Source organism: Vibrio sp. 10N.222.47.A9, assembly GCF_963872585.1.
GTDB lineage: Bacteria > Pseudomonadota > Gammaproteobacteria > Enterobacterales > Vibrionaceae > Vibrio > Vibrio splendidus.
The window spans coordinates 23,044-45,421 of record NZ_CAWNBB010000093.1 but is presented as its reverse complement, the minus strand read 5'-3'; the positions used below and the strand labels follow the sequence as shown (position 1 = coordinate 45,421).

Below are 22,378 nucleotides of genomic sequence, written 5' to 3'. Positions count from 1 at the left end.
GAACAAAAGCAAAGCAATTGGTTGTTTTTAGTTCATTTTTAGCGAATTACAAAAACAAGATCTCTAGCCACACGTAACCCGCTAATACTAAACAGATAAAAACTGCAGCTGAGCCAACATCTTTCGCCATCCCAGAAAGCTCATGATGTTCACTACCGATTCGGTCAACGACCGCTTCAATCGCGGTATTGATCAACTCGACAACCGTCACCAACACGACTGCTGAAATCATCAAGATTCTCTCAACTTGGCTTACATCTAAGTAAAACGCCAACGGAATAAGCACTGCGGCCATGAATACTTCTTGTCGAAATGCCGCCTCGTTTTTAAACGAACTCGTGATGCCTTGCCATGAAAAGCCCGCCGCTTTCACGATACGTTTGAATCCGGTGTTTGATTTTTTGGTCATTTTTAACCCTATACTCAATCAGTCGATGAATGATTTTCCACAAACTTAACGGCAATATGACTATTTCCATTAAAAGGTTAGACCAGTTTCTGGTATTCTTGCATCGATTAAATTTACGCCTAGGCTTATCCCTATTTCACTCACAGGATTTATCCTTTTCATCATAGAAATAGAGATACGCTTGAGCACATTGAAATAACTATTGAGGCAGTGAACCTATATGTCTTCTGGACAATCTTTTTCACGTTCATTAATGAAGCTACCTTTATCCGTATTGGTAAAGGGCACATCAATTCCTTCAAACCCTGTTGAGGATTTGAACATTGATTTGAGCAAACCGATTGTATACGCCTTACCGTTTCGCTCAAGTGTAGACATTCTTACATTGCAAAAACATGCACTTGAATTAGGGTTACCTGATCCGTTGAGCAAGCTTGAAATCAATGGTAAATCACTGCAACGCTACGTTTTTATCTCTTCTCGCAAAACCCTACTGCAAGACGATGATTATGTACCAAGCTCATCAATTGAAGTCTTCTCTGAGCTGCTTTCACTGCATGCTGAAGACTCTGAACTCGACGTTCAAGTTATCCCTGCCACTGTATTGTGGGGGCGTAAGCCTGGTAAAGAGAATAACCAGAAACCTTACCTACAAGCAATGAACGGCTTAGAGAAATCAAAAGCGGTATTACTGGCAGGTCGTGACTGCTTGGTTCGCTTTAGTCCTGTGGTTTCTCTACGTTACATGGCTAACTCACACGGCACCGACAACACCATCGCACACAAACTGGCGCGCGTGGCACGTATTCACTTTTCTCGCCAAAAACTGGCAGCATCAGGTCCTAACCTGCCAAGTCGCCAAGCTCTGTTTGACCGCCTACTAAAATCTGAAGCAATCAAGAAAGCGATTGAAGATGAAGCACAAGCAAAGAACATCTCGATCGAGAAAGCGAGTAAAGAAGCTCAAGACATCATGGACGAGATTGCTGCGAACTTCTCTTACTCGCTAATCAAACGCGGTGAGAAGATTCTTGGTTGGTTGTGGAATAAGTTGTACCAAGGCCTGCATATCAGCAACGCTTCAACAGTTCGTAAGCTGGCTCAAGATGGTCACGAGATTGTTTATGTGCCTTGTCATCGTAGTCACATGGATTACTTACTGCTTTCTTACGTGCTTTACCACGAAGGCATGGTGCCGCCGCATATCGCTGCGGGTATCAATCTGAACTTCTTCCCTGCCGGTCCTATTTTCCGTCATGGTGGTGCGTTCTTTATTCGTCGTAGCTTCAAAGGCAACAAGCTGTACTCGACTATTTTCCGTGAATATCTGGCGGAATTGTTCGCCAAAGGTTACTCGGTCGAGTATTTCAGTGAAGGTGGTCGCTCTCGTACAGGTCGCCTGCTACAAGCTAAAACCGGCATGTTGGCGATGACTATTCAGGCTATGCTGCGCGGCATGAACCGTCCAGTGACGTTAGTACCTGTGTACATTGGCTATGAGCACGTAATGGAAGTGGCGACCTACGCAAAAGAACTTCGTGGTAAGCGCAAAGAAAAAGAAAATGCGAGCCTAGTGATTCGTACGCTCCGTAAACTGCGCAACTTTGGTAAAGGCTACGTCAACTTTGGTGAGCCGATTCAGCTTAACCAATATCTGAACGAGCACGCTCCAGAGTGGACTAAAGATATCGATCCAATGGGAACCAGCAAGCCACAATGGATGAATCCAGTGGTCAATGACCTGGCAACCAAAATGATGACACACATTAACGATGCGGCAGCGACCAACGCACTAACACTTTGTGCAACGGCGTTACTGGCTTCAAGACAGCGTGCATTGTCTCGTGATTCTTTGGTTTCCCAGATCAACTGTTATCTGTCTCTGCTTAAGAACGTACCTTACTCTGATACATTTACGGTACCAAAAGACAGTGCTGAAGATCTGGTAAAACACGCTGAATCGCTGAACAAGTTCCTAATTGAATCAGACTCAATGGGCGACATCATTTCGCTAGACCGTCACCAGTCAATTCTGATGACTTACTACCGTAATAACATCATTCATTTGTTTGCTCTACCATCATTAATTGCTCAGATGACCATTCGTCAGCACGGCCTAACCATTGACACGATTCAAGAGAACGTTGCTGCTATCTACCCGTTCTTGAAGAAAGAGTTGTTCTTAAGCTACGACGAAGATCAGCTTGAAAGCGTGGTGGCGAACATCATTGAAGAGCTTGTTGGCCAAGGTATGCTTGTGGTGTCGGACAACCAAGTCACCATCAACCAGTCAAACAGCCAAGCACTGATGCTGTTAGGCCGTACGATTTCAGAAACGCTACAGCGCTACTCTATTGCTCTGAACCTATTGGCAGAAAACCCTGATCTGGATAAATCTGATCTTGAGCAGAAGAGCCAAGACATCGCACAACGACTGGGACGTCTACAAGGCATTAATGCACCAGAGTTCTTCGATAAAGGTGTGTTTGCGTCGATGTTCGCAACTTTGAAACAGCAGCTATATTTGGATAACGATGGTAACTGCGATTTAGAAAAGACTCAGCAATTCGCTAAGCTTCTTTACTCAATGCTTTACCCAGAGGTCCGTCTGACGATTCAAGAGAGTATCCACCAAGCAGAGTAATCGCTTGGTTAGCAATTGCGTTAATCACTAGACTGAACACGCTCGAAAAAGGCACCCATTGGGTGCCTTTTTATTGAGCGTTCGTTTAGCAAAAAACTCGTGCTTACCAGAAGGTAATGAATAAACCTGCTGTCACTGCCATTCCAACATAATTGTTGTTTAGGAAAGCTTGGAAACATAAATCTCGATCACGGTGGCGCATCAGATGTTGTTGATACACAAACAATCCCCCCGAAACCAGCAGTGCCCAATAAAAGGTATCTCCTAATTGGTAATGCATGCCTAACGCTATTAGCATCGCCAGTGTTACTAGCTGTAAGAAGCCAACAATAAGCTTGTCGAAACGACCAAATAGAATAGCCGTCGATTTGATGCCAATTTTTAAGTCATCATCTCGGTCAACCATTGCATATTGCGTGTCGTAGGCAATCGTCCACAGCGCATTGATAATGAAAATAAACCAGACCACACTAGGTAGCTCATTAGTTTGCGCCGCCCAAGCCATTGGAATTGCCCAACTAAACGCTAAGCCGAGGAACAACTGTGGAAGGTGCGTAAAACGCTTCATAAAAGGATAAATGAAAGCTAAGCCAACACCGATAACAGAAAGCTTAATCGTCAGCGGATTCATGGTTAGCACCAGTAAGAATGAAACCATGGCTAACACTAAAAAGAGCAGAATAGCTTCCTTACTAGAAACCAAACCGGAAGGTAATGGACGCTGCTTGGTGCGTTTTACATGGCCATCCACTTTACGGTCAGCAAAATCATTGATAACACAGCCAGCTGAACGCATCAATACCACGCCGAGTACGAAAACAACCAAGACATCAAAATCAGGCATGCCTTGCGCGGCGATAATCAGCGACCATAAGGTCGGCCAAAGGAGTAACAGGGTACCAATCGGGCGATTCATTCGCGTTAATTGCCAATACGCCTTCGCTTTGGTGGCAAACATTTACACACTCTCCTTAGAGTAAATGGGTGATGTTGGCAAAAACAGTTCTGCCACAAGCATCGGTTTATGGTTCATCCATAATCGAGAACGACGCGCGAGCAGTCGCTCATCGCCTGCGATAACCCAACCGACTTGCAGCGCATCTCGCTCCACGTTCTCAGCGCTGAACACGGTTAAACCAAGTGGGACATTACCTTGTTGAGAAAGGTCAGAGTGCTGATGATCTTCTAATGTGACTCGAGGAATCAAGGTTCGCCCTAACACCCACGGCTCATCATCACCCTTCAAAATTACTTTACGCAGCAAGCAATCAAACGATGATAAAAGAAGTTCCTCGTCCTGTTGTAGCATTGAGCGTTCTACAACTTGATTATGAAGCAACTCAACAGACAGGTGCTGACAGCTCTTGCCCAACTTGCGGGAAAGAGAACCTTGCTCCAAAAGCCACTCTCTGGTGATTTTATTAGGAAAATCAAATGTTTCTGTACTTTGCCAATCTACATTCATTAACGAATTAAGATACAGCGATATTGGCTGATTCATACTAGTATTCAATAGGTGACTTTACACGTACAATAAAGCTTCAACTTTCGAACAAAATTAAAGCGTTCTTCGAATTGTAAACGTATTTAGATTTAGACCGCTCATTGTAACAAGACTAATGCGTTTCGAATATCGCGAATAAACTAAAGAAAAGTCACAAATATGCACAAACGTTATGTAGCCCAAATATTTCTTGCGATTACCCTACTCTTTTCAGCATCAAGTTTCGCTGAAGAGGAATCGGCACCCAAACTAGCCTACTTCACGCTAGAGCCTGACCTGACCACCAATTTTTACACTAAAGGTAAAAAACTGGGCTACATTCAGGTTCGCCTCGATATTATGGTTGCGAATAGTAACGACTTGGCAGCCATTGAGCACCACCAACCACTGATTCGTGATGCTGTGATTGAATTGCTCGGTAAACAAAACGAAGAAACCATTAAGTCTCTATCTGGTCGTGAAGATTTAAGAAAAACCTTAGTTGAACATCTCAACAAGGTATTGCTTCCTGAAACAGGCAAAACCCTCATTGCTGACCTACTGTTTACCAAATACCTTTATCAGTAATAATGATGTAAAAACGAATCCAAATAAAAAAGCGGCTCATCAGGCCGCTTTTTTGTCTCTATTATTTAGCTACTGCCAAAAAGCATCTACTCGCTTCGTGCTGAACTCGGTGCTTTCATAGCATCAATCCAACCAATAATGATCCCAGCGGCTAGACCAGCCAAATGCGCGGTGTTTGCAATGGCCATGAATGGTTGCATGTACCCAAGCACTAGCCACACCAACATAAAGCCGACGATCTGTCTTGGAATACCTAAACCAAACTGAGGGGCTTTTGCACCCACCACCCATAGATAGCCAACCAAGGCATACACAACACCAGACAAACCACCGAAATTCGCCCCTTCAACCCAGTACTGCCCTGCACCTGAAAGCGCAGAAGAGACAGCAAAGATCTGAAGTAGCTTGAGGCTACCTAGTTTTTTCTCAATGTCCCCACCTAACTGCCACCACCACAAAATATTAAATGCGATATGCATAACAGAGAAGTGCAGGACAGCATGGCTTAACCAACGCCACAATTGCCATTGTTGTCCGTCAACCGCAGGGAAATGTAGGGCGTTGAAAATAGCTTGACCAAAACCGACTTGCTGCAGTGCAAAAATCACCACACACACCAACATCAGGCTGAGTGTCACGGGCCCCGCTTTGGCTTTTATCATGCCCATAAAACTTGGCGTGTGATAATGAAAGTTGCTCTTTCTGGTCTCTGCCATGTCCCAAGATGCTGCTTGATAGCGCTTATGATTGGGTTCCGACAGGAAACGATTGAGCTCGGCCTCGGTTTCAACCTGATATTGACCATCAAGAAGCCAAAGAGCAAAACGCCCTTCTCCCTCAGGTGACATCTGAATAGGGATCTGACGAGAGGCCATATAATCAATAAACGCTTGAGCAAGACGTGGATTGTCTAACACCATCAATCTAATCATTGTTACTTCCTATTCATGCTATGAGAGATGCTTGAAGCGGTTCAAGTGATAGAAGGCTATTAACCCGCGTTCACTGGAAGTTCAGCACGATGCCAAGCTTCAAATCCACCATCAACACTATATACCTCTTCAAAGCCTTGGTTCACTAAATATTGTGCCGCACCTTGGCTACTAATACCGTGATAACACATCACTAAGATTGGCTGTTCGAACTCAACCTCATCCATGAACGACACCATGGTATCGTTAGTAAGATGGTAAGCGGTTTTTGAGTGAGCTACCGCAAAAGACTGCGGGTCACGTATATCGACAAGTCGAGCTTCGCCTTGTTCAATAAGGGCTTGAGCACCTTTAACATCGATATGTTTAAACTGGTCCATGACTTTCTCTTTTATACTGATTTACTTTGCTGCCATTGTAACCTATCCCAAGGCTAACAATCACATCCACTTAATAAGGTTATCCACCAGCGATCACTTTTACACCATTTGTGGATAAACCTGTGAATTGCGTGAATAAAGTGCTTTTTTTAAAATAGATCCACAACATGTAGTAATGATCCTGATCTAGCTGTGGGTTAACTGAAACATATCCCCACTCGAAAAACCCCTTCAAAGCCTTACTACACCCTGCTTTTAGACAGCTGACGAATAAACTTCTCACAGAGTTATCCACAAAATCACTTTGCAAATTTCGATCGCAAAAATTGAGAAATCGATCCAAAACAAAAAGGCCGAGATCTCTCGATCTCGGCCTTTTCAAAAATTCAGCTATTTGTTAGCTCTACTATTAGATAGAAGCTAGATGCTATTAGAAATCGCCAACGGCTTGTTTCAATTTCTTCATCGCATTCTTTTCTAACTGGCGAACACGCTCTGCAGAAATGCTGTAGGTATCCGCTAAGTCTTGCAGTGTCGACTTATTATCATCTAACCAACGTGAGCGCACAATGTGCTGGCTGCGTTCGTCTAAGCTCTTCAATGCGAGTCCTAAACGATTATTGGTATGAGATTCCCAGTTTGCCGCTTCAACCGTTTCTGCAACGTCTGACGCTTTGTCTTCTAGGTAGTAAACTGGAGCCGTGTAAGCAGAACCACCGTCATCGTCATCCATCGGTGCTTCAAAGGTCGCATCTTGTGCCGCTAAGCGAGATTCCATCTCACGAACTTCTGAAGGCTCAACACCCAACTCACGTGCAACCGTCTCAACTTCGCCGTTATTGAACCAACCTAAACGCTTTTTAGACTTACGAAGGTTAAAGAACAATTTACGTTGTGCTTTCGTTGTTGCGATCTTAACGATACGCCAGTTACGCAAAACGTACTCATGAATCTCAGCTTTGATCCAGTGAACAGCAAAAGAGACTAGACGAACACCAACTTCTGGATTGAAGCGCTTAACAGCCTTCATCAAGCCGATGTTACCTTCTTGGACGAGATCAGCCATTGGTAGCCCGTAGCCAGAGTAGCCTCTTGCAACGTGCACCACGAATCTTAGGTGGGAAAGGATCAAGCCTTTCGCAGCGTCGATCTCACCTTTGTAATGTAATCGCTCTGCAAGTCCACGTTCCTCTTCAGGAGTCAGCATAGGGTAGCTGTTCGCTGAGCGGATATAGCTATCTAAACTATCTTGTGTGACTAAAGCCATTTGATACGCTTGGTTTGCCATTCGGTTCCTCATCAATCTCTGATCTGGAGTAATACATCTATTAAAACCCGACAATCTTGAACCTAAAATGAACAGGTTTCAAGGAGGGGGAAGTAATTATGCATAATCAATTCGTCTATACAAGGCAAAAACTGGTTAAGAACTGCCTATTTTTCGTATAAATATGACTCTATTCACCTAAACTGGTTCAATTTCTTTTAGGTGACGCTGTGCAGAAAGCTTCGCAGCCACACTACCAAGCAGAGTTCCGACGATCAAAAGTAATAAAGATTCATCCCAACTCAGGCCAATTAAGCGGAAATGGCTATCATAAAGCTGAGCCAAATCATCCACTGCGCTGTTGAGCAATACGGTAATCAATGCCGTCATTACCCAAGCACTAATCGAACCTAAAACGCCAAACCACATCCCAGCATAAAGGTATGGTCGAAGAATGTAGCTGTCGGTAGCACCAATCAGCTTCATGGTTTGAATCTCATCTTTATGCGCCAACACATTAAAGCGTAATGTATTGCCAATAATCAAAAATACCGCGCCCAACATCAATACCGTTAGGGTAATAACGATGACCGCTGCTAATGCTTTGATCGCATCTAATCGAGCTAACCAATCTTCGTCTAAACGAACATCGGTCACTAGCTCTTGCTTTTTAACGTTGCTTGCTAATTCTTTGATTAAGACATCACTGTGCACGCTTGGCGTAATCACCAACACACCTGGCAATGAATAATCATCTAGGATAGTCAGGGCATCTTCAAAACCAGAATACTGGCTTAGATCCGCAAGCCCTTGTTGCGGTGAAATGTATTCCACCAGCTCGACTTGATCCCAACTTTCAATTTCATCCTTAAGCACCATTACTCTCGGCTCAGGAATACCATCCTCTACATAAGCACTTATTTGTGACGGGCTGGTGACATCTTGAGCCACTTCACCAACGTTCTTACCCAGTAGGTACAAACAAGCTGGCATCGCCAAAGCCATTGAGATCACCGCAAGGGTCAACAAGTTGCCCAACGGACGTTGCCACATTTGCGAGAACGATGACTTAGCTTGTTTCCAATGAACAACAAAGAAACCGTCGCTTGAAGCCCGGTTTGCTGCTCGATTGGATTGAGGTTTCTTAATGCGCTTATTCGCGGCCATAGTCTTCAACCTCACTCAAAAAGCCTTGGTTTAACTCAAGATGACGGTACTGAGGGCGAGTGTTCACTAACCCGATATCGTGCGTCGCTAGGATGATCGTGACACCTGCGCGGTTGAACTCTTCAAACAAACGTAATACACGGTTAGATAATTCAGGATCGAGGTTGCCGGTCGGCTCATCCGCTAAAAGCAGAGTTGGACGGTTAACCACAGCGCGAGCGATACCCACGCGTTGCTGCTCACCACCAGAAAGCTGGCTTGGCAAACAACGGGCTTTGTCTAGCAAGCCGGTTTTATCCAACGCAGCACTGACTCGGCGTTTTATTTCATTTTCAGAAATAGATTCAATACGCATAGGCAGTGCGACGTTATCAAAGATCGAGCGATCCATCAGTAGGCGATGGTCTTGAAAGACAATCCCGATGTTACGACGTAAGAAGGGGATGTCTTTAGCTGGAATACGAGTGATATCGTGATCGTTAAACCAAACACGTCCGTCAGTTGGACGCTCGATGGCGCAGATCAACTTCAGCAAGGTACTTTTACCAGCTCCAGAGTGCCCACCCAAAAAAGCCATCTCTCCACGTTTAAGGTGAAAGTCCACTTTTTGGAGCGCTTGTCGTCCGCCTCGGTAGGCTTTGCTCACTTGCTGAAATTTGATCACCGAAAATTCCTCTTACGATCACTCATATCAAATTTAAAACGGTAGCAGGTTAAGGATAAACCACTTTGCTACTCGCGTTACTCTTCGCGGCTAAATAGTGCTTCAATAAAGTCTTTAGACTCAAATGGACGCAGGTCATCAATGCCTTCACCCACACCAATGTAGCGGATTGGAATCTGGAACTGATCAGCAATTGAGAAAATCACGCCGCCTTTCGCCGTACCATCTAGCTTAGTGAGCGTAATACCCGTTACTGGTGCCACGTCACTGAACAGCTTCGCTTGGCTGATAGCATTCTGACCGGTACCTGCATCTAGCGTTAACATGATTTCGTGCGGTGCAGAGTCATCAATCTTCTTCATTACACGAACAATCTTACGCAGCTCTTCCATCAAGTTGCTCTTGTTCTGCAAACGACCTGCAGTATCAGCAATCACAACATCAACACCACGCGCTTTCGCCGCTTCAATGGCATCGTAGATAACAGACGCGCTATCGGCACCTGTGTGCTGAGCGATCACAGGAACATTATTACGTTGGCCCCAAACCTGAAGTTGTTCAACTGCTGCCGCACGGAAGGTATCACCCGCCGCCAACATCACTTTCTTGCCTTCACTTTGGAATTGTTTAGCCAGCTTACCGATGGTGGTTGTCTTACCGACACCGTTCACGCCAACCATTAAAATAACGTAAGGTGTTTTAGTCGTATCAACAACCAATGGCTGTTCCACTTGGCTTAAGATATCTGCCATCTCTTCTTTGAGCAGACCATATAGAGCTTCACCGTCTTTTAGGTCATTGCGAGATGCTTTTTCTGTCAGATTTTCAATGATCTTAACCGTGGTATTCATACCCACGTCTGCAATCAGAAGTTGCTCTTCTAGTTCTTCAAACAGATCTTCATCGATTTGTTTACCCTTGAACAAGCCAAAGAAGCCAGCACCGATGTTTGCTTTAGTGCGGCTAAGACTACGCTTAAGGCGCGCAAAGAAACTTTCTGTCGGCTTATCTTGAACTTCTTCAACCTGAGCTTGAGGAACAGCAACTTCTTCCTGTTCTGCTTCTGCTTCTGCTTCTGCTTCTGCTTCTGCTTCTGCTTCTGCTAGGACAGGTTGCTGCTCTTCTTGAGTCTCTTCAAGCGCTTGATCTGATTCAGCAAGCTCAGATTCAACTGAATGAGGTTCAGCTGACTTAGCTACTTCAGCTTCAGCCTCGACTTGTGATTCAACTTCAGTTTGATCTTCAACGTTTTCTACGTTCGCTTCATTCTGAGTTTTTGGGCTTTGTTCTTCGTCACCAAAACCAAGCCACGATAATAATCCGCGCTTCTTTTTTTCCGTCATCAGAGGAGTTTCCTAGATCTACTAATTAGCTGTATTGACTTAATACACGTCGACTCTTTGCTATTGTTATACAATACAAGCTTGTACAAACGAATAGTAAAGAAAAATGACAAAGCAGTAATAAGTTTGCTTTTAGCTTGATACACTTTGTCATTGCAAATTTATTTAATACTCGAACCCACTTAAATTGGGCTCGGTATAGTATCACTTTATTAGCGGTCAAAAAATCTATGGTAAGACGTCGCCAGCAAAACACATCACAAAAAAAGCCATCCGGAGGCTTTGTTCGAATTATTAGTGGCTCATGGAGAGGTAGAAAGCTACCTGTTCATGATTTAGAAGGATTACGCCCAACCATTGACCGAGTAAAAGAAACACTCTTTAACTGGGTGGCTCAAGATATCCCACATTCAACTTGCTTGGATGTATTTGCAGGTTCTGGCGGTCTAGGTTTTGAAGCAGCTTCTCGCCAAGCAAAAATGGTGACACTGCTCGAAATGAATCAAAAGGCGGCCAAACAGCTTTCTGATAACGCGAAAGAGCTTAAGGCAGACAACATCAATGTCGTGAATACTGATGCTATCTCTTTCCTTAAGAAGCCAGGTACTCCTTACGATATGGTTTTCCTTGATCCACCATTTCGTAAAGGCTTACTTGCAGAAACTATACAACTGCTTGAGAGCAATGGCTGGTTGGCAGACAACGCCATCATTTACGTCGAGACAGAAAAAGAGCTGCAGCTTGAGGCTATGCCAGCGAACTGGGAATTGCATCGCGATAAGACCACTGGCCAGTCTAGCTACCGACTGTTTAATCGAACCACTGAAGAATAGGAGTTATTAAATGAAGTTCTTACTTCCACTAGCAAAAGTAGCCATCGCCTTTGTTTGGTTTATCTTAATCGTAAATATTTTCTACCCATTCCCGGGTAATGCTGCGATTGCGCTTTATATCATGACAGCGTTCTTGTTCTTCATGCACGGCCTGCAGATGCTGATTTTTATCGGTGCATTCGGCGATAAGATCGAAATGTCACGTTGGGAGAAGTGGTCAATATTGATTTTCGGAGTCTTTGCCCTCCTCGATATCCGACGCAAGCACATGATGTAATCAAGCTTAAGCTCAGATATAAAACGCTTAGCTACAGAAAACATCATGACAGAAACATTAAATACAAGAACGCCGCTCATTTGAGCGGCGTTTTTTTATTCAGCAATGATACTGATGTTAGCCCATGTAGCCTTTTACACCATCTAGGAACATTTGCGTCGACAACATAACCAGCAACAAGCCCATCAAGCGTTCGATGGCTTTAAGGCCTCGCTCACCCAGCACTCGCAGGAAGAAACCATTAAACATCAGAATAAAGAAGGTCGCGCCCCAAGCCAGCATCACCGCACCTGAAAGCTCTAACATGTTGTCAGGGTGCTGTGTCGACAACAGAATCAATGCAGCAATCACCGACGGTCCTGCAATCATAGGGATCGCCATTGGCACGATAAACGGTTCTTCACCCGCCGCTAGGCCGGTAATACTGCCCGCACTTGGGAAAATCATCTTAATCGCGATGATGAACAGAATAATACCGCCAGAAATGCTCAAGGTTTCAGGCTGCACGTGCAGGAAGTTCATGATGCTTTGACCGGCAAACAAGAACAACAGCAGGATAATCAGCGCAAACATCAGTTCACGAACAAGAACAATACGGCGACGCTTCGGATCAATATGCTTAAGGATAGAGAGCACGATTGGTAGATTGCCAAGCGGATCCATAATAAGAAACAGCATGGTCGCTGCAGATAAAATTTCCATAAGTTTGTCTCGAAAAGCGTAAGTGCGCGGAGTATAGCAGCCTCAACATTGATTTTCGAACGCAGTAATAAAAGGATTAACTTATGTAATTAGAAGGGAATTTTTCGAGAGCAAATAGAAAGCTAGAAAGCTAGAAAGGAGAAAAGTAAAAAGATAATTTAAAGAGTGAAGCCGAAACATCGCATCCACTCATCTTATATAAAAGTCAAAAGGCTCAAAAAACCAGTTGTTACTCGAGATTAGTGGTTACACACACGTTCGCGATTGGTGCAAAGTTTGTCATCAACAACCACGACCTTTTCCATCTTCAGGAAAAATTTCAGCAGGCCATCCAAATCCAGACCATTTAGCTTACAAGTATGGAAGCGAGTTTCTGCACCATATGTTTGAGCGAGCTCTTGCGTCAACTCTTCACGAGTCAGGGGCTTTTCACTCAGTAGGTTTAAAACGTTGTGTGCATGAATTTCGGTAGTCATAACTCTATCTCATGTTTAATGAAGTAGACGTAGAGTACCTACTTTCATCTTAGCTGCCTTGATGTAGCTCAGAATTAAGCGAGCTCTACCCTAAATGGTAAGGGAAGCAACAATGAGAGCGTGCGCGAGAAAGTAACTGCCCGTCACCCAAAAGTAGGCACCTTTGATTGGGCTACGATAGAAATTTAGCGCATACGCCAGTGCCGAAAGTAGTAACACGCTACAGCCAGCAAAACCAACCGCATGTGACAATTGAGGATCAAGCAACCAGAGCTCACCAGAAGCCCATGCAAGCTGAATAAGCACGATACCCATGATAACCACAGGAAAGACGAGTTTGTCTAAGCGAGGCAGAAGTAAGAAGAAAGCAACGACACAAGCCGCTAATAGGAGCGCGAACAACCACCAGACCATTTCTCCTGATAGCTGTAACCAAAATGCTTTGCTGTAACAGAGCTGAGCCAATAAGAAGCACACAAAATGCAGAGGACGTTTTTGAGTAACCGTATGAAGGACATCTGCGATTGCAGAGATCGCCAACCCAGCGACTATCCAATAGGTAAAGTCAGCAACGACAGATTGAGTTAAAGCAATGGTCGCCAATAATACAAAGGTAAATACCTTATACGACAAGGCCTGACCGATATGTCCATGTTTCGTTCCTGCTATTGCTCCGATACCAGATAAGGAAACCGCCAACCAACTCCACATACCATTTGCCCCATTGCTTTAAATCGTCGCCAGTCTAGGCACACGAGTGTTGATGTAAAGCCTCAGCCCCTCAAAATTGGATCTTGATTACGCTTCCACTAAAAAGAGCCTCTTTAGATTGAAGTCGTAACAATTACCATGATGACTATGGCTATTCTTTTAAAACTAGAGCGATTCATCGACAAACTTATTTAAATTGGCATTAGAGCGTCCAAACTTGAATTTTAGTCATTTCTAACCTATAGACTCCTTGTAAAACCCCCATATATCATCAAATACCACACTTGAAATTTAAAAAGTACCGCATTTAAGACTAATTATAACAACAACTTAAACAAACAAATCCAGAGTTAACAGGGAAACGAAAACACCACATCACTCTAGACTTATAAAGTAAGTGGCTTGCTTTCTTAAAACCCAACTTTGTCAGGTTTTTTCAAGTCCTCTGTAAAAATTCCTACAAAAACCAATCCGAAAAATTTAAAACAGAACAAAATCAAAGCCAGAAACCACCAACCCCTATTAATACAGTTTAACAACCTTTAACAATATAAATTACACAAAATGACCATTACAAAACAACAACTTAAATAAAAAATGGATAAACATGAAGCACAACGTATAAAATAAGAACACACCAAAAGACACAGTTAAACACGCCCAAACAAGCCAAAAACCAATAGTTTTCTACTACTTTTAAAGCTTTCGAAAGTAATTCTTGATCTAAACCTATAAGTAGTGCTATTCTTTAAAACATAGCGAGAGACAACCAAATTTAGGAGTAGTGTTATGATTTCATCTTCGCAAAGACAAGGACTTGTAATGATCGCGGTAGTTGTAGGTCTAATGACACTACCGATGATGTACTAAGCAAGTTACAAATAAAAAAAGGGACGCCATGAGCGTCCCTTTTTTTGTTCAATTTTTTCACTTCGAAAACAGATGCAGTGTTAGTACATCCCAGTTCGCATAATAGAAACCCGCGGCTGCTAAAGTCATTGCCATCATCAGTAAGATCGCAACTCGCCAGATAAAACGACCACTACGTGGAGTCAGCTCCTTCTCACAGTCGTTACACATCATGATGAACTTATGTTGGTCTTCCAACTTAGCCTCATGTTCATTGACTACCTTATTACGACACGTTGCGATATAACGCAGCTTGCTCACCATATCGTGCGGTAGCCTTTCTTCACAGCTTGTTACAAGCTCATGCAATCCTTCGCCTTCGGCATGATATTGAAGCCTCAATAACTTCTCTATATTGCGAGTTCTTGTCACCACTTTTTCAATATCGGTCATCTTGGCCCTCCCACTCCACACTATAATTCTAGTCGAGCATTCCCTTATTTTTATACAAATTTACTGATATTTACGTGAGAAAGAGACAATAAATAACAATGCTTTATCCCAAACAAGCCACTAAATGTGATGTCTGCCGAAAAATAATCAGCTTGGCTTACAACAGTTCACGAATAACAGCTTTAAACACATATCCCTATTGCTTGAAAGACTAGAATAACCATCACGACTACATGGAGGTTATATGCCTAATTCACTCTTTTTTGCCATCTTTGCACTTGCTGGTCTAGCGGCTTGGGTATTTATTGGTTTCTATCGAAAACACTCGCAAGGTGAAAATGCGCCAGAAAAGAAAGTGAATGTCACGGTGTTAGACAAACAATCCATCGACCTTCCTGACGCAGAACCTGGCCAAGAAGATCAAGAGTACTGGATTTACGTTCAACGTGGTGTCGTTGGTCCAAAACGAGAATTCCAAGTCGGCATCCACTACTTCCACGCCCTTAACCCTGGCGACAAAGGAACCTTAACCTACCAAGGCGATAAGTTCTTACACTTTGCGTTGAAGCGCTAACCCTAGCTGCCTCAACTGTCTCTTCTAAGCAACCCATCAAAAAGCCTTAGCACTCACCGCTAAGGCAATAACCAACTCGTTTTCTCTGACTTAGAAACCAACCAGCTCATCCATAACGCACCAGCTCCGCTGATCACGATCCATAATGGAATAACCCAAGCAGGGTGCCCTTGGTACCAACCGAACTCTTTCATTGGCCACAAGAAAATCGGGTGCAGCAGATAAATACCTAAACTGTGTTTACTGATAAAACCAACCACTTGATTGCTCTTCTCAGACAAGCCTTCACCATAGTAACGGCACACCATGAACACCATGCTCGCCGCTAATACGGTATTCAACGTCTTGTAAGATAACCAACGCCCTACCGTGTACTCTTCTGCTACCAAGCTTGCATCAACCACCATGTAAACCGTGGTCAGTAACGCTAACCCACCAAGTAACACACTCACGCCGACAGTCATCTTATTAAGTGGAACAATCTTATACAGCAAGTAACCCAATGGTAAGTACCCGGTGTACAACCACAACTCATGACTCCAAGGGCCATCGATTTTCAATAAGAACAGTAATGTTGTGAACAACCATACCGCCGTAAAGGCATAGACCGATCTATCACCGTACTTTCTGACCATGATCTGTAAAAAAGGAATCACAAAGTAGAGTGGGATAAAGTAATAAAAGAAGCCAAGGTGATAGTAGGTATAGTGATGATAGCTATTGAGTAGCACATCCCAACTGACGTCAGCATCGAAGCCCATTACCGACCAACCCGATAGGTAGGTATAGAACAGCGACCAGACAATGAAAGGGATTAGCACCTTACCCAGTCGACGCTTGAGGTAGTACTTGGCGTCAAACGGGCGCTGATCACTGAGCATCAGAGCACCAGTAATCAAGATGAACACCGGCACCGCCCAACGACTGAAACCGTTCACCGTAATGGCGGTCAGCCACTCACCGAAAGGAATAGTGCCTAATTCATTCCGATAAGGCGCCAAAACATGAATCGCGATAACTGCTATGGCCGCGACACATCGTGCTAAATCAAAAAAGAGAATTCGCTGCTTCATGTAAATGCCTGATTAATATTCAATCATTCTACTATAGCAATAAAAAAGCTGACCGGAATAAATACCAAGTCAGCTTACTGTTAAAGGAGAGGCTTATCGCGAATTTAGCTCGTGTGGTTTAAGCTTATGCGACTTTCACTCTTACAAGTGAGGCTCATGCGGCTGAAGCTTATGCCGCTGAGATTTGCGGCACTTTCGGTAAACGCAGAGAGATCACCGTCGTTATCGCTAAGAACGCAAAAGATACCCACAGACACGCAGACAAACCGGCCATTTGGAATACCAACCCTGACAAGATAGTACCAATCAAACGGCCCATCGCATTTGCCATGTAGTAGAAACCGACATCAAGAGAAACGCCATCGCCTTTCGCATAACTTACAATCAAATATGAGTGAAGTGATGAGTTCACCGCAAAGATGGCACCAAACACCATCAAGCCACCGATAATAACTAACTCGGGTTGCCAGCCAATTTGCACCGCATAGGCAATACCGGCAGTCACGATAGCCAACGCACCCGCCCATAATAGCGCCGCATGTCCATCAGGCACCTTGCCTTGTGCTTTACCAGTAATCTTAGGCGCAATGCCCTGCACAAAGCCGTATGCGATGGTCCAAGCCGCTAAGAAGCCACCCACCCATGAGTGATCCCATCCAAACACGCTGCCGAGGTAAATCGGCAAAGCAATCACAAACCACACATCACGAGCACCAAACAGGAACATACGCGCTGCAGATAGGATGTTTATGGATTCAGACTTAGAGAAGATCTGTTTGAACTTAGGCTTGGTTTTCGCTTTGCCCATGTCCGCTTCTAAGCTCACCAAGCTGCCGATGAACACCAATGTCAGTACAGCAGCCATCGCAAGCACTGCATATTGGAAGCCAATCGTTGAAAGCAGAAAACCACCAATGAAGAAGCCTGCCCCTTTAAGCGCATTCTTAGATCCGGTCAGAATCGCAATCCACTTATAAAGTGCGCCCTGTTGTTCATCAGGAACCAGAGTCTTAATCGAGCTCTTGGCACTCATCTTATTGAGGTCTTTAGCAATACCAGACAAAGCCTGCGCCGCCATTACCCAAGGAATGGTCAACATGGCTGATGGCACCGCAAGCATACCCAAGGCGACGACTTGCATCCCTAAGCCGATGTTCATGGTCTTATTGAGTCCAAGACGCGCCCCTAACCAGCCACCGATTAGGTTGGTCACCACACCAAAGAATTCATAGAAAAGGAACAGTGAGGCGATTTCTAGTGAACTGTAGCCAAGGTCGTAAAAATACAGAACCACCAGCATACGAAGTGCACCATCAGTAATGGTGAAGTTCCAGTAGTTGAAAGTCACCAACATATATTGGCGAACGCTCTTACTTAGATTTGAAAACATAACGCTATCTCTGCAATCTAAACAAAAAGAGCTTTTGGATCATGATAAGTTCAACACTCCAGATACCAAAAGCTCCTTGTATTCCAACAATGGCTTATTAGCTGTTCGCTACGCCATTAATGTATTCAACCTGAATGGGCTTAGTGAATGCGCCCGGACGCAGTGCCTGCACCTCTTGAACAATCTTGCTCATGTCCCAGCTCTTCTCTAACAGCAGGTGTGCAGCCAGCAAGCCAGTACGGCCAGAACCGCCCATACAGTGCATTGCTACCTTGCCGCCGTTATCAACCACTTGATGCAACGCAGGGCTAGCCGCTTGCCATTTCGCAGCAAAATCAGCACCCGGTGCACAGTCGTCTTCAATTTCGATCTGGAACCATTGCATGCCTAGCGCACGTGTTTTTTCGCCAAGTGCCGCCACGTCTTTACTTGCAAGCTCATGGTCATCAAGTGCTGTCACGATAGCTTCAACGCCTTGCTCTTTTAGCTGAGCCAGTGATGCATCAAGCGTTGCTTCTTTTGTGCCTGGGCACGGAGTAAGCACTAGCGCACCTTGCTCTAGGTCTAGTTGCCATGTTGGATGTGTCATTATGTATTCTCTTAAAATTCTTATAGAACCAATACTCAAAATAATTGGAGTTGCAGGTAGGCAACCTTTTCCCTAAAAAGGAATGAAGTTCAGCCCTATGAGCATAGTGGGTCTATGTGATTAGGGTGAACTTACGCAGTTAACAACGCTGCAGCTTCAAGTATGAAGAGTATTATGCAAGGCCGACAGTGCGAACTAACTCAGCTGTACGTGTCGCGTAGCCCATCTCGTTGTCATACCAAGCGTAGATCTTAACCATGCGCTTACCGACCAACATCGTTGATAGTGCATCCACGATTGTTGAGCGTTGGTCACCTTTGTAATCGATAGAAACCAGTGGACGCTCTTCAAAGCCAAGAGTGCCTTTCAGTTCATTCTCAGACGCTTCTTTCAGCATCGCGTTGACTTCTTCTGCTGTGGTGTCTTGCTTCACTTCGAAGATGATGTCTGTCAGAGAAGCATTCGCTAGTGGTACACGAACCGCGTGGCCGTTGATACGGTTTTCAAGCTCTGGGAAGATCTCAACAATCGCCTTAGCGCTGCCCGTTGTTGTTGGGATAAGGCTCATACCACATGCTCGTGCACGGCGTAAGTCTTTGTGGGGCGCATCAAGAATCGTTTGCGTGTTAGTTAGATCATGAATAGTGGTGAAAGCTGCGTTCTCGATACCAAGCTTCTCGTTGATCACCTTAACCACTGGCGCGAGACAGTTCGTTGTACAAGACGCTGCCGTTACGATTTTATGTACCGCAGGATCGAAGATATTGTCGTTCACACCGACAACAATGTTTGCGATGCCTTCTTCTTTCACAGGAGCTGATACCACAACGCGCTTCACACCTTGCTCTAGGTATTTGTTTAGGAAAGATGTCTTACGGTGAACACCTGTCGCTTCGATAACCACATCACAACCAGACCAATCGATCGCATCAATGTCGCGCTCTTTTGTGGTTTTGATGCGTTGACCATTGATGATCATCTCGTCGCCTTCAACAGCCACTTCGTGATTCCAACGACCTTGAACCGAATCGAACTCAAGAAGGTGAGCCAATGTTGCTGTGTCGCCAGCAACATCGTTAATTTGAACAAATTCTAGCTCATCCCAATCGAATGCTGCGCGAAGTGCTAGACGGCCGATACGACCAAAACCATTAATACCTACTTTAACTGTCATTGTGTGTTCTCTCAGTTAGTGGTGAAACTTAAATTAAGAATTAAACGCAACATACTGGGCGTGAGTTCATCGACTCTAAGCGCTCAATATCTTGCTGGTATTCAGTTTTCAAACAGTTCGATGCGATAAGGTCATCAATTAACTTTAGCATCCAACCTGGTAAATCTTGTGACAGGCGGTAAAACACCCACTGTCCCTGGCGAACATCAGTCAAAATGCCGTTTGAACGCAACTGCGCAAGATGGCGTGAAACCTTTGGCTGACTTTCTTGCAATGCCTGAGTCAACTCACCAACCGATAAGCACTCATTGCGAACGATCAACATTAAGCAACGCACTCGCGTTTCATCGGACAGTAATTTAAAAAATTGGTGAGGAAGCATAAGTACATACTCATATATGGATATGCATATATATTAGATATAAAAAAACGCACGTCAAGGCGTGCGTTATAATTGTCATAAAAGTTTAACGAAGATAAATCAGAGCTGATTGGTTACGTTATGACTCCAGCGTCGAGCTTCGGTGAGCTCAGTTTTAACCTGTTCCACACTCAATCCTAAATGAGCACAATGCTCATCCATCTGCTGCCAATCGGCATGTTCAAAGCTCTCTTCAAGCGCAAGCAAGGTTCCATATGGCCCTTCTCTACGTAGCAGAGCCACCTTGATACTTTTACACAAGGGCAGTTGCTCAACTAAATTCTCTAACGACAAGTCGAGCAGCGCATCAAGCAACGAGAACAAACCAATCATAAAGGCTTGCTCGGCATGCCCTTCAAATGCCTGATAACGAGACATACGTTGGCAGAACTGAGCTCGCTGAAGCGATAAGCCATATAGCTCTTTTGGCTTCTTATCAGAGACATAAGACGCCACCGCCAACGAGACAAACATTTTCAGCTTCTCTTGCCCCAGATAAACCAAAGCCTGGCGGAACGAAGAGATGGTGACCTCAAGACGAGGTGACATGGTATTCACAAAACGCAGTAACTTATACGACAAGGCAACATCTTTCGCGACGATGCTTTCGACACGTTGAAAATTGACTTCCGGCTTACACACTTCTTGGAACAACTCCATAGCAATCACTTGCTCAGGGCTAATGTACTTGGTCTTGATGATTTCAGGTTTGCTGAAGAAGTACCCTTGGAAGAACTTAAAACCCGCCTCTTTCGCTTGCTTAAACTCTTGCTCAGTTTCGACTCGTTCAGCCAGAAAGCTAAACTTCTTCCCTTGATGAGCTCTTACCAAATCACACGCCTCATCCAAGCCCATTTGCATGATATCGAGCTTAACAATATGCGTGTATTTAAGGAATCGTTCCCATTCTGGCGTAGAGGTAAAGTCATCTAGGGCAATCATGTACCCCGCTTGATAGAGCTCTTTGACCGCCTCTAACAGCTCATCCGTCGGCTGGCAGGTTTCAAGAATCTCGACCACCACCTTGTCTTTCGGCAAGCCTAAAGGAAGCCGACGAATCAAGCTTTGATGAGGGAAATTAATAAAACAGCGCGAAGATGGAATCGAAGGGTTATGCCCAACCGATAAGAAGTTCTCAACAATCAGACGATACGTTGCTCGATTAGACTCAATATGCGCTGGGTAGGCATTCCTTTCTCCGTCGCGAAACAACAGCTCATAACCAAGCGTGTTCTTGTTACGGTTTAAGATAGGTTGTCGAGCAACGTAGGTAGCGGTCATTTATCTATAACTCTATTGATTTATCTATAACTGTATTGCTTTACTAAGCTTTAGCGGCAGCAAGCAAGGCACCGCAACCCATGAACATACCACCAAATATTTTATTTATCTTACTCATTATACGATCAGAACGAATAAAACGTCCCATTTGTGAAGCTAATGAGGTGTAGCCCAACATAACAACACTATCAATGAATACGGTTGTAACTCCTAGCACTAATAACTGCGGTGCTTGCGGTTGTGTAGGATCGATGAATTGAGGAAACAAAGCCACCAAAAACACGATAGATTTTGGGTTAGTTAGATTGATAAGCACGGCATTTCTAAGCAGCTTACCACTCGATAGCGTTGAGCTTTCTTCTGAAGCCACCAAGCTAGAATTATCACGCCATTTTTGAATACCCAACCAAATAAGGTAAACCACGCCTACCCATTTGATGATGGTGAACGCCAACGCAGATTGAGCCACCAGTGCACCAATACCTGCACCCACCAACATGATGTGGAATGCAAGACCGAGCTGTAAGCCGGCGATCGACGCAAGTGACTTTTTGGTGCCATAACTTAACCCATTGCTGATTGAGTTAACGGTACCTGAGCCCGGAGCCAAACTAAACAATATCGCCGTGACGACATAAGCAAGCCAAACATGAGTATCCATTTGCATTTCCTTACTAGTTCTTTAATCTAACAACATT

General features: G+C 44.3%; 25 protein-coding genes. 5 read left to right on the top strand and 20 right to left on the bottom strand.

Features of this window, described 5'->3' with window-relative positions:
- Window positions 1–46: 46 nt before the first annotated feature.
- The gene (locus tag AACT19_RS23975) at window positions 47–409 is read right to left on the bottom strand and encodes a diacylglycerol kinase (RefSeq protein WP_076649111.1); all 363 of its coding nucleotides are present in this window, start codon (window positions 407–409) and stop codon (window positions 47–49) included.
- 220 nt (window positions 410–629) lie between these two features.
- Between AACT19_RS23975 and plsB the strand changes: the two genes are divergently transcribed.
- The gene (plsB, locus tag AACT19_RS23970; protein ID WP_076649109.1) at window positions 630–3,053 is read left to right on the top strand and encodes a glycerol-3-phosphate 1-O-acyltransferase PlsB; all 2,424 of its coding nucleotides are present in this window, start codon (window positions 630–632) and stop codon (window positions 3,051–3,053) included.
- 103 nt (window positions 3,054–3,156) lie between these two features.
- On the opposite strand, the gene ubiA is transcribed toward plsB, so the two are convergent.
- A complete protein-coding gene (gene ubiA / locus AACT19_RS23965) occupies window positions 3,157–4,011 on the bottom strand; it encodes a 4-hydroxybenzoate octaprenyltransferase (RefSeq protein ID WP_076649107.1) in 855 nt (284 codons plus the stop codon).
- Window positions 4,012–4,554: a chorismate lyase gene (locus AACT19_RS23960; protein ID WP_004736706.1), complete on the bottom strand. Its 543-nt coding sequence runs from the start codon at window positions 4,552–4,554 to the stop codon at window positions 4,012–4,014.
- 162 nt (window positions 4,555–4,716) lie between these two features.
- On the opposite strand from AACT19_RS23960, the gene AACT19_RS23955 reads away from it, so the two are divergent.
- Entirely contained in the window at window positions 4,717–5,124 is a 408-nt protein-coding gene (locus tag AACT19_RS23955) for a flagellar basal body-associated protein FliL (RefSeq protein ID WP_004736708.1), read from the top strand.
- Window positions 5,125–5,210: 86 nt separating this feature from the next.
- Here AACT19_RS23955 and glpG read toward each other — a convergent pair whose 3' ends face one another.
- The 6 genes from glpG to ftsY form a co-directional block, all read right to left on the bottom strand.
- Window positions 5,211–6,056, bottom strand: a complete 846-nt coding sequence (gene glpG, locus AACT19_RS23950; protein WP_076649105.1) for a rhomboid family intramembrane serine protease GlpG — start codon at window positions 6,054–6,056, stop codon at window positions 5,211–5,213.
- A gap of 59 nt (window positions 6,057–6,115) precedes the next feature.
- Window positions 6,116–6,436 (bottom strand): thiosulfate sulfurtransferase GlpE, encoded by a 321-nt coding sequence (glpE, locus tag AACT19_RS23945; protein ID WP_017104726.1) that lies wholly within the window; start codon window positions 6,434–6,436, stop codon window positions 6,116–6,118.
- 430 nt (window positions 6,437–6,866) lie between these two features.
- Entirely contained in the window at window positions 6,867–7,724 is an 858-nt protein-coding gene (gene rpoH, locus AACT19_RS23940) for an RNA polymerase sigma factor RpoH (protein ID WP_026012297.1), read from the bottom strand.
- A gap of 177 nt (window positions 7,725–7,901) precedes the next feature.
- A complete protein-coding gene (gene ftsX, locus AACT19_RS23935) occupies window positions 7,902–8,870 on the bottom strand; it encodes a permease-like cell division protein FtsX (RefSeq protein ID WP_004736584.1) in 969 nt (322 codons plus the stop codon).
- Complete coding sequence (ftsE, locus tag AACT19_RS23930; protein ID WP_004736585.1) at window positions 8,857–9,534, bottom strand: cell division ATP-binding protein FtsE; 678 nt, start codon at window positions 9,532–9,534, stop codon at window positions 8,857–8,859. The genes ftsX and ftsE overlap by 14 nt, the downstream gene beginning before the upstream one ends.
- Window positions 9,535–9,611: 77 nt before the next feature.
- Window positions 9,612–10,877, bottom strand: coding sequence for a signal recognition particle-docking protein FtsY (gene ftsY, locus AACT19_RS23925; RefSeq protein ID WP_076649101.1), 1,266 nt, complete (start codon window positions 10,875–10,877; stop codon window positions 9,612–9,614).
- A 230-nt stretch (window positions 10,878–11,107) separates the two neighbouring features.
- Here ftsY and rsmD point away from each other — a divergent pair, with 230 nt between their 5' ends.
- Together rsmD and AACT19_RS23915 are read left to right on the top strand one after the other, a co-directional pair.
- Window positions 11,108–11,710 carry a 16S rRNA (guanine(966)-N(2))-methyltransferase RsmD gene (gene rsmD / locus AACT19_RS23920; protein ID WP_076649099.1) on the top strand — a complete coding sequence of 201 codons (603 nt, stop codon included), beginning with the start codon at window positions 11,108–11,110 and terminating at the stop codon, window positions 11,708–11,710.
- Between the two features lie 10 nt (window positions 11,711–11,720).
- Window positions 11,721–11,987: a DUF1145 domain-containing protein gene (locus AACT19_RS23915; protein ID WP_004736590.1), complete on the top strand. Its 267-nt coding sequence runs from the start codon at window positions 11,721–11,723 to the stop codon at window positions 11,985–11,987.
- A gap of 117 nt (window positions 11,988–12,104) precedes the next feature.
- Here the strand turns inward: AACT19_RS23915 and AACT19_RS23910 are convergent, their stop codons facing one another.
- The 4 genes from AACT19_RS23910 to AACT19_RS23895 all read right to left on the bottom strand — a co-directional run bounded on the left by AACT19_RS23910 (window position 12,105) and on the right by AACT19_RS23895 (window position 15,178).
- Complete coding sequence (locus AACT19_RS23910) at window positions 12,105–12,689, bottom strand: YhgN family NAAT transporter (protein ID WP_009848232.1); 585 nt, start codon at window positions 12,687–12,689, stop codon at window positions 12,105–12,107.
- A gap of 239 nt (window positions 12,690–12,928) precedes the next feature.
- Entirely contained in the window at window positions 12,929–13,165 is a 237-nt protein-coding gene (locus tag AACT19_RS23905; RefSeq protein WP_017084862.1) for a YecH family metal-binding protein, read from the bottom strand.
- A 90-nt stretch (window positions 13,166–13,255) separates the two neighbouring features.
- Complete coding sequence (locus AACT19_RS23900; protein ID WP_004736594.1) at window positions 13,256–13,876, bottom strand: lysoplasmalogenase; 621 nt, start codon at window positions 13,874–13,876, stop codon at window positions 13,256–13,258.
- A gap of 927 nt (window positions 13,877–14,803) precedes the next feature.
- On the bottom strand, window positions 14,804–15,178 hold the full coding sequence (locus AACT19_RS23895) for a hypothetical protein (RefSeq protein WP_004736595.1): 375 nt from the start codon (window positions 15,176–15,178) through the stop codon (window positions 14,804–14,806).
- A 244-nt stretch (window positions 15,179–15,422) separates the two neighbouring features.
- Here AACT19_RS23895 and AACT19_RS23890 point away from each other — a divergent pair, with 244 nt between their 5' ends.
- On the top strand, window positions 15,423–15,752 hold the full coding sequence (locus tag AACT19_RS23890) for a DUF2500 domain-containing protein (protein WP_004736596.1): 330 nt from the start codon (window positions 15,423–15,425) through the stop codon (window positions 15,750–15,752).
- A 59-nt stretch (window positions 15,753–15,811) separates the two neighbouring features.
- On the opposite strand, the gene AACT19_RS23885 is transcribed toward AACT19_RS23890, so the two are convergent.
- The 7 genes from AACT19_RS23885 to rhtB form a co-directional block, all read right to left on the bottom strand.
- Entirely contained in the window at window positions 15,812–16,825 is a 1,014-nt protein-coding gene (locus AACT19_RS23885; protein WP_076649097.1) for an acyltransferase, read from the bottom strand.
- 169 nt (window positions 16,826–16,994) lie between these two features.
- A complete protein-coding gene (gene arsJ / locus AACT19_RS23880) occupies window positions 16,995–18,215 on the bottom strand; it encodes an organoarsenical effux MFS transporter ArsJ (protein ID WP_076649095.1) in 1,221 nt (406 codons plus the stop codon).
- Between the two features lie 97 nt (window positions 18,216–18,312).
- A complete protein-coding gene (locus AACT19_RS23875) occupies window positions 18,313–18,804 on the bottom strand; it encodes a cyclin-dependent kinase inhibitor 3 family protein (protein WP_017079829.1) in 492 nt (163 codons plus the stop codon).
- A gap of 172 nt (window positions 18,805–18,976) precedes the next feature.
- A complete protein-coding gene (locus AACT19_RS23870; RefSeq protein ID WP_076649093.1) occupies window positions 18,977–19,978 on the bottom strand; it encodes an ArsJ-associated glyceraldehyde-3-phosphate dehydrogenase in 1,002 nt (333 codons plus the stop codon).
- 40 nt (window positions 19,979–20,018) lie between these two features.
- On the bottom strand, window positions 20,019–20,360 hold the full coding sequence (locus AACT19_RS23865) for a metalloregulator ArsR/SmtB family transcription factor (RefSeq protein ID WP_004736602.1): 342 nt from the start codon (window positions 20,358–20,360) through the stop codon (window positions 20,019–20,021).
- 99 nt (window positions 20,361–20,459) lie between these two features.
- Window positions 20,460–21,680, bottom strand: coding sequence for an EAL and HDOD domain-containing protein (locus AACT19_RS23860; protein ID WP_004736603.1), 1,221 nt, complete (start codon window positions 21,678–21,680; stop codon window positions 20,460–20,462).
- A 43-nt stretch (window positions 21,681–21,723) separates the two neighbouring features.
- Complete coding sequence (gene rhtB / locus AACT19_RS23855; RefSeq protein WP_076649092.1) at window positions 21,724–22,341, bottom strand: homoserine/homoserine lactone efflux protein; 618 nt, start codon at window positions 22,339–22,341, stop codon at window positions 21,724–21,726.
- Window positions 22,342–22,378 lie beyond the last annotated feature (37 nt).

Coding starts and splice junctions, on each gene's coding strand:
- ubiA (WP_076649107.1), bottom strand. CDS start 4,011: ATGTTTGCCACCAAAGCGAAGGCGTATTGGCAATTAACGCGAATGAAT.
- AACT19_RS23975 (WP_076649111.1), bottom strand. CDS start 409: ATGACCAAAAAATCAAACACCGGATTCAAACGTATCGTGAAAGCGGCG.
- AACT19_RS23860 (WP_004736603.1), bottom strand. CDS start 21,680: ATGACCGCTACCTACGTTGCTCGACAACCTATCTTAAACCGTAACAAG.
- AACT19_RS23865 (WP_004736602.1), bottom strand. CDS start 20,360: ATGCTTCCTCACCAATTTTTTAAATTACTGTCCGATGAAACGCGAGTG.
- AACT19_RS23955 (WP_004736708.1), top strand. CDS start 4,717: ATGCACAAACGTTATGTAGCCCAAATATTTCTTGCGATTACCCTACTC.
- ftsY (WP_076649101.1), bottom strand. CDS start 10,877: ATGACGGAAAAAAAGAAGCGCGGATTATTATCGTGGCTTGGTTTTGGT.
- AACT19_RS23875 (WP_017079829.1), bottom strand. CDS start 18,804: ATGACACATCCAACATGGCAACTAGACCTAGAGCAAGGTGCGCTAGTG.
- arsJ (WP_076649095.1), bottom strand. CDS start 18,215: ATGTTTTCAAATCTAAGTAAGAGCGTTCGCCAATATATGTTGGTGACT.
- AACT19_RS23890 (WP_004736596.1), top strand. CDS start 15,423: ATGCCTAATTCACTCTTTTTTGCCATCTTTGCACTTGCTGGTCTAGCG.
- AACT19_RS23960 (WP_004736706.1), bottom strand. CDS start 4,554: ATGAATCAGCCAATATCGCTGTATCTTAATTCGTTAATGAATGTAGAT.
- AACT19_RS23905 (WP_017084862.1), bottom strand. CDS start 13,165: ATGACTACCGAAATTCATGCACACAACGTTTTAAACCTACTGAGTGAA.
- rpoH (WP_026012297.1), bottom strand. CDS start 7,724: ATGGCAAACCAAGCGTATCAAATGGCTTTAGTCACACAAGATAGTTTA.
- AACT19_RS23900 (WP_004736594.1), bottom strand. CDS start 13,876: ATGTGGAGTTGGTTGGCGGTTTCCTTATCTGGTATCGGAGCAATAGCA.
- AACT19_RS23895 (WP_004736595.1), bottom strand. CDS start 15,178: ATGACCGATATTGAAAAAGTGGTGACAAGAACTCGCAATATAGAGAAG.
- AACT19_RS23915 (WP_004736590.1), top strand. CDS start 11,721: ATGAAGTTCTTACTTCCACTAGCAAAAGTAGCCATCGCCTTTGTTTGG.
- ftsX (WP_004736584.1), bottom strand. CDS start 8,870: ATGGCCGCGAATAAGCGCATTAAGAAACCTCAATCCAATCGAGCAGCA.
- rsmD (WP_076649099.1), top strand. CDS start 11,108: ATGGTAAGACGTCGCCAGCAAAACACATCACAAAAAAAGCCATCCGGA.
- rhtB (WP_076649092.1), bottom strand. CDS start 22,341: ATGGATACTCATGTTTGGCTTGCTTATGTCGTCACGGCGATATTGTTT.
- AACT19_RS23885 (WP_076649097.1), bottom strand. CDS start 16,825: ATGAAGCAGCGAATTCTCTTTTTTGATTTAGCACGATGTGTCGCGGCC.
- AACT19_RS23870 (WP_076649093.1), bottom strand. CDS start 19,978: ATGACAGTTAAAGTAGGTATTAATGGTTTTGGTCGTATCGGCCGTCTA.
- glpG (WP_076649105.1), bottom strand. CDS start 6,056: ATGATTAGATTGATGGTGTTAGACAATCCACGTCTTGCTCAAGCGTTT.
- plsB (WP_076649109.1), top strand. CDS start 630: ATGTCTTCTGGACAATCTTTTTCACGTTCATTAATGAAGCTACCTTTA.
- AACT19_RS23910 (WP_009848232.1), bottom strand. CDS start 12,689: ATGGAAATTTTATCTGCAGCGACCATGCTGTTTCTTATTATGGATCCG.
- glpE (WP_017104726.1), bottom strand. CDS start 6,436: ATGGACCAGTTTAAACATATCGATGTTAAAGGTGCTCAAGCCCTTATT.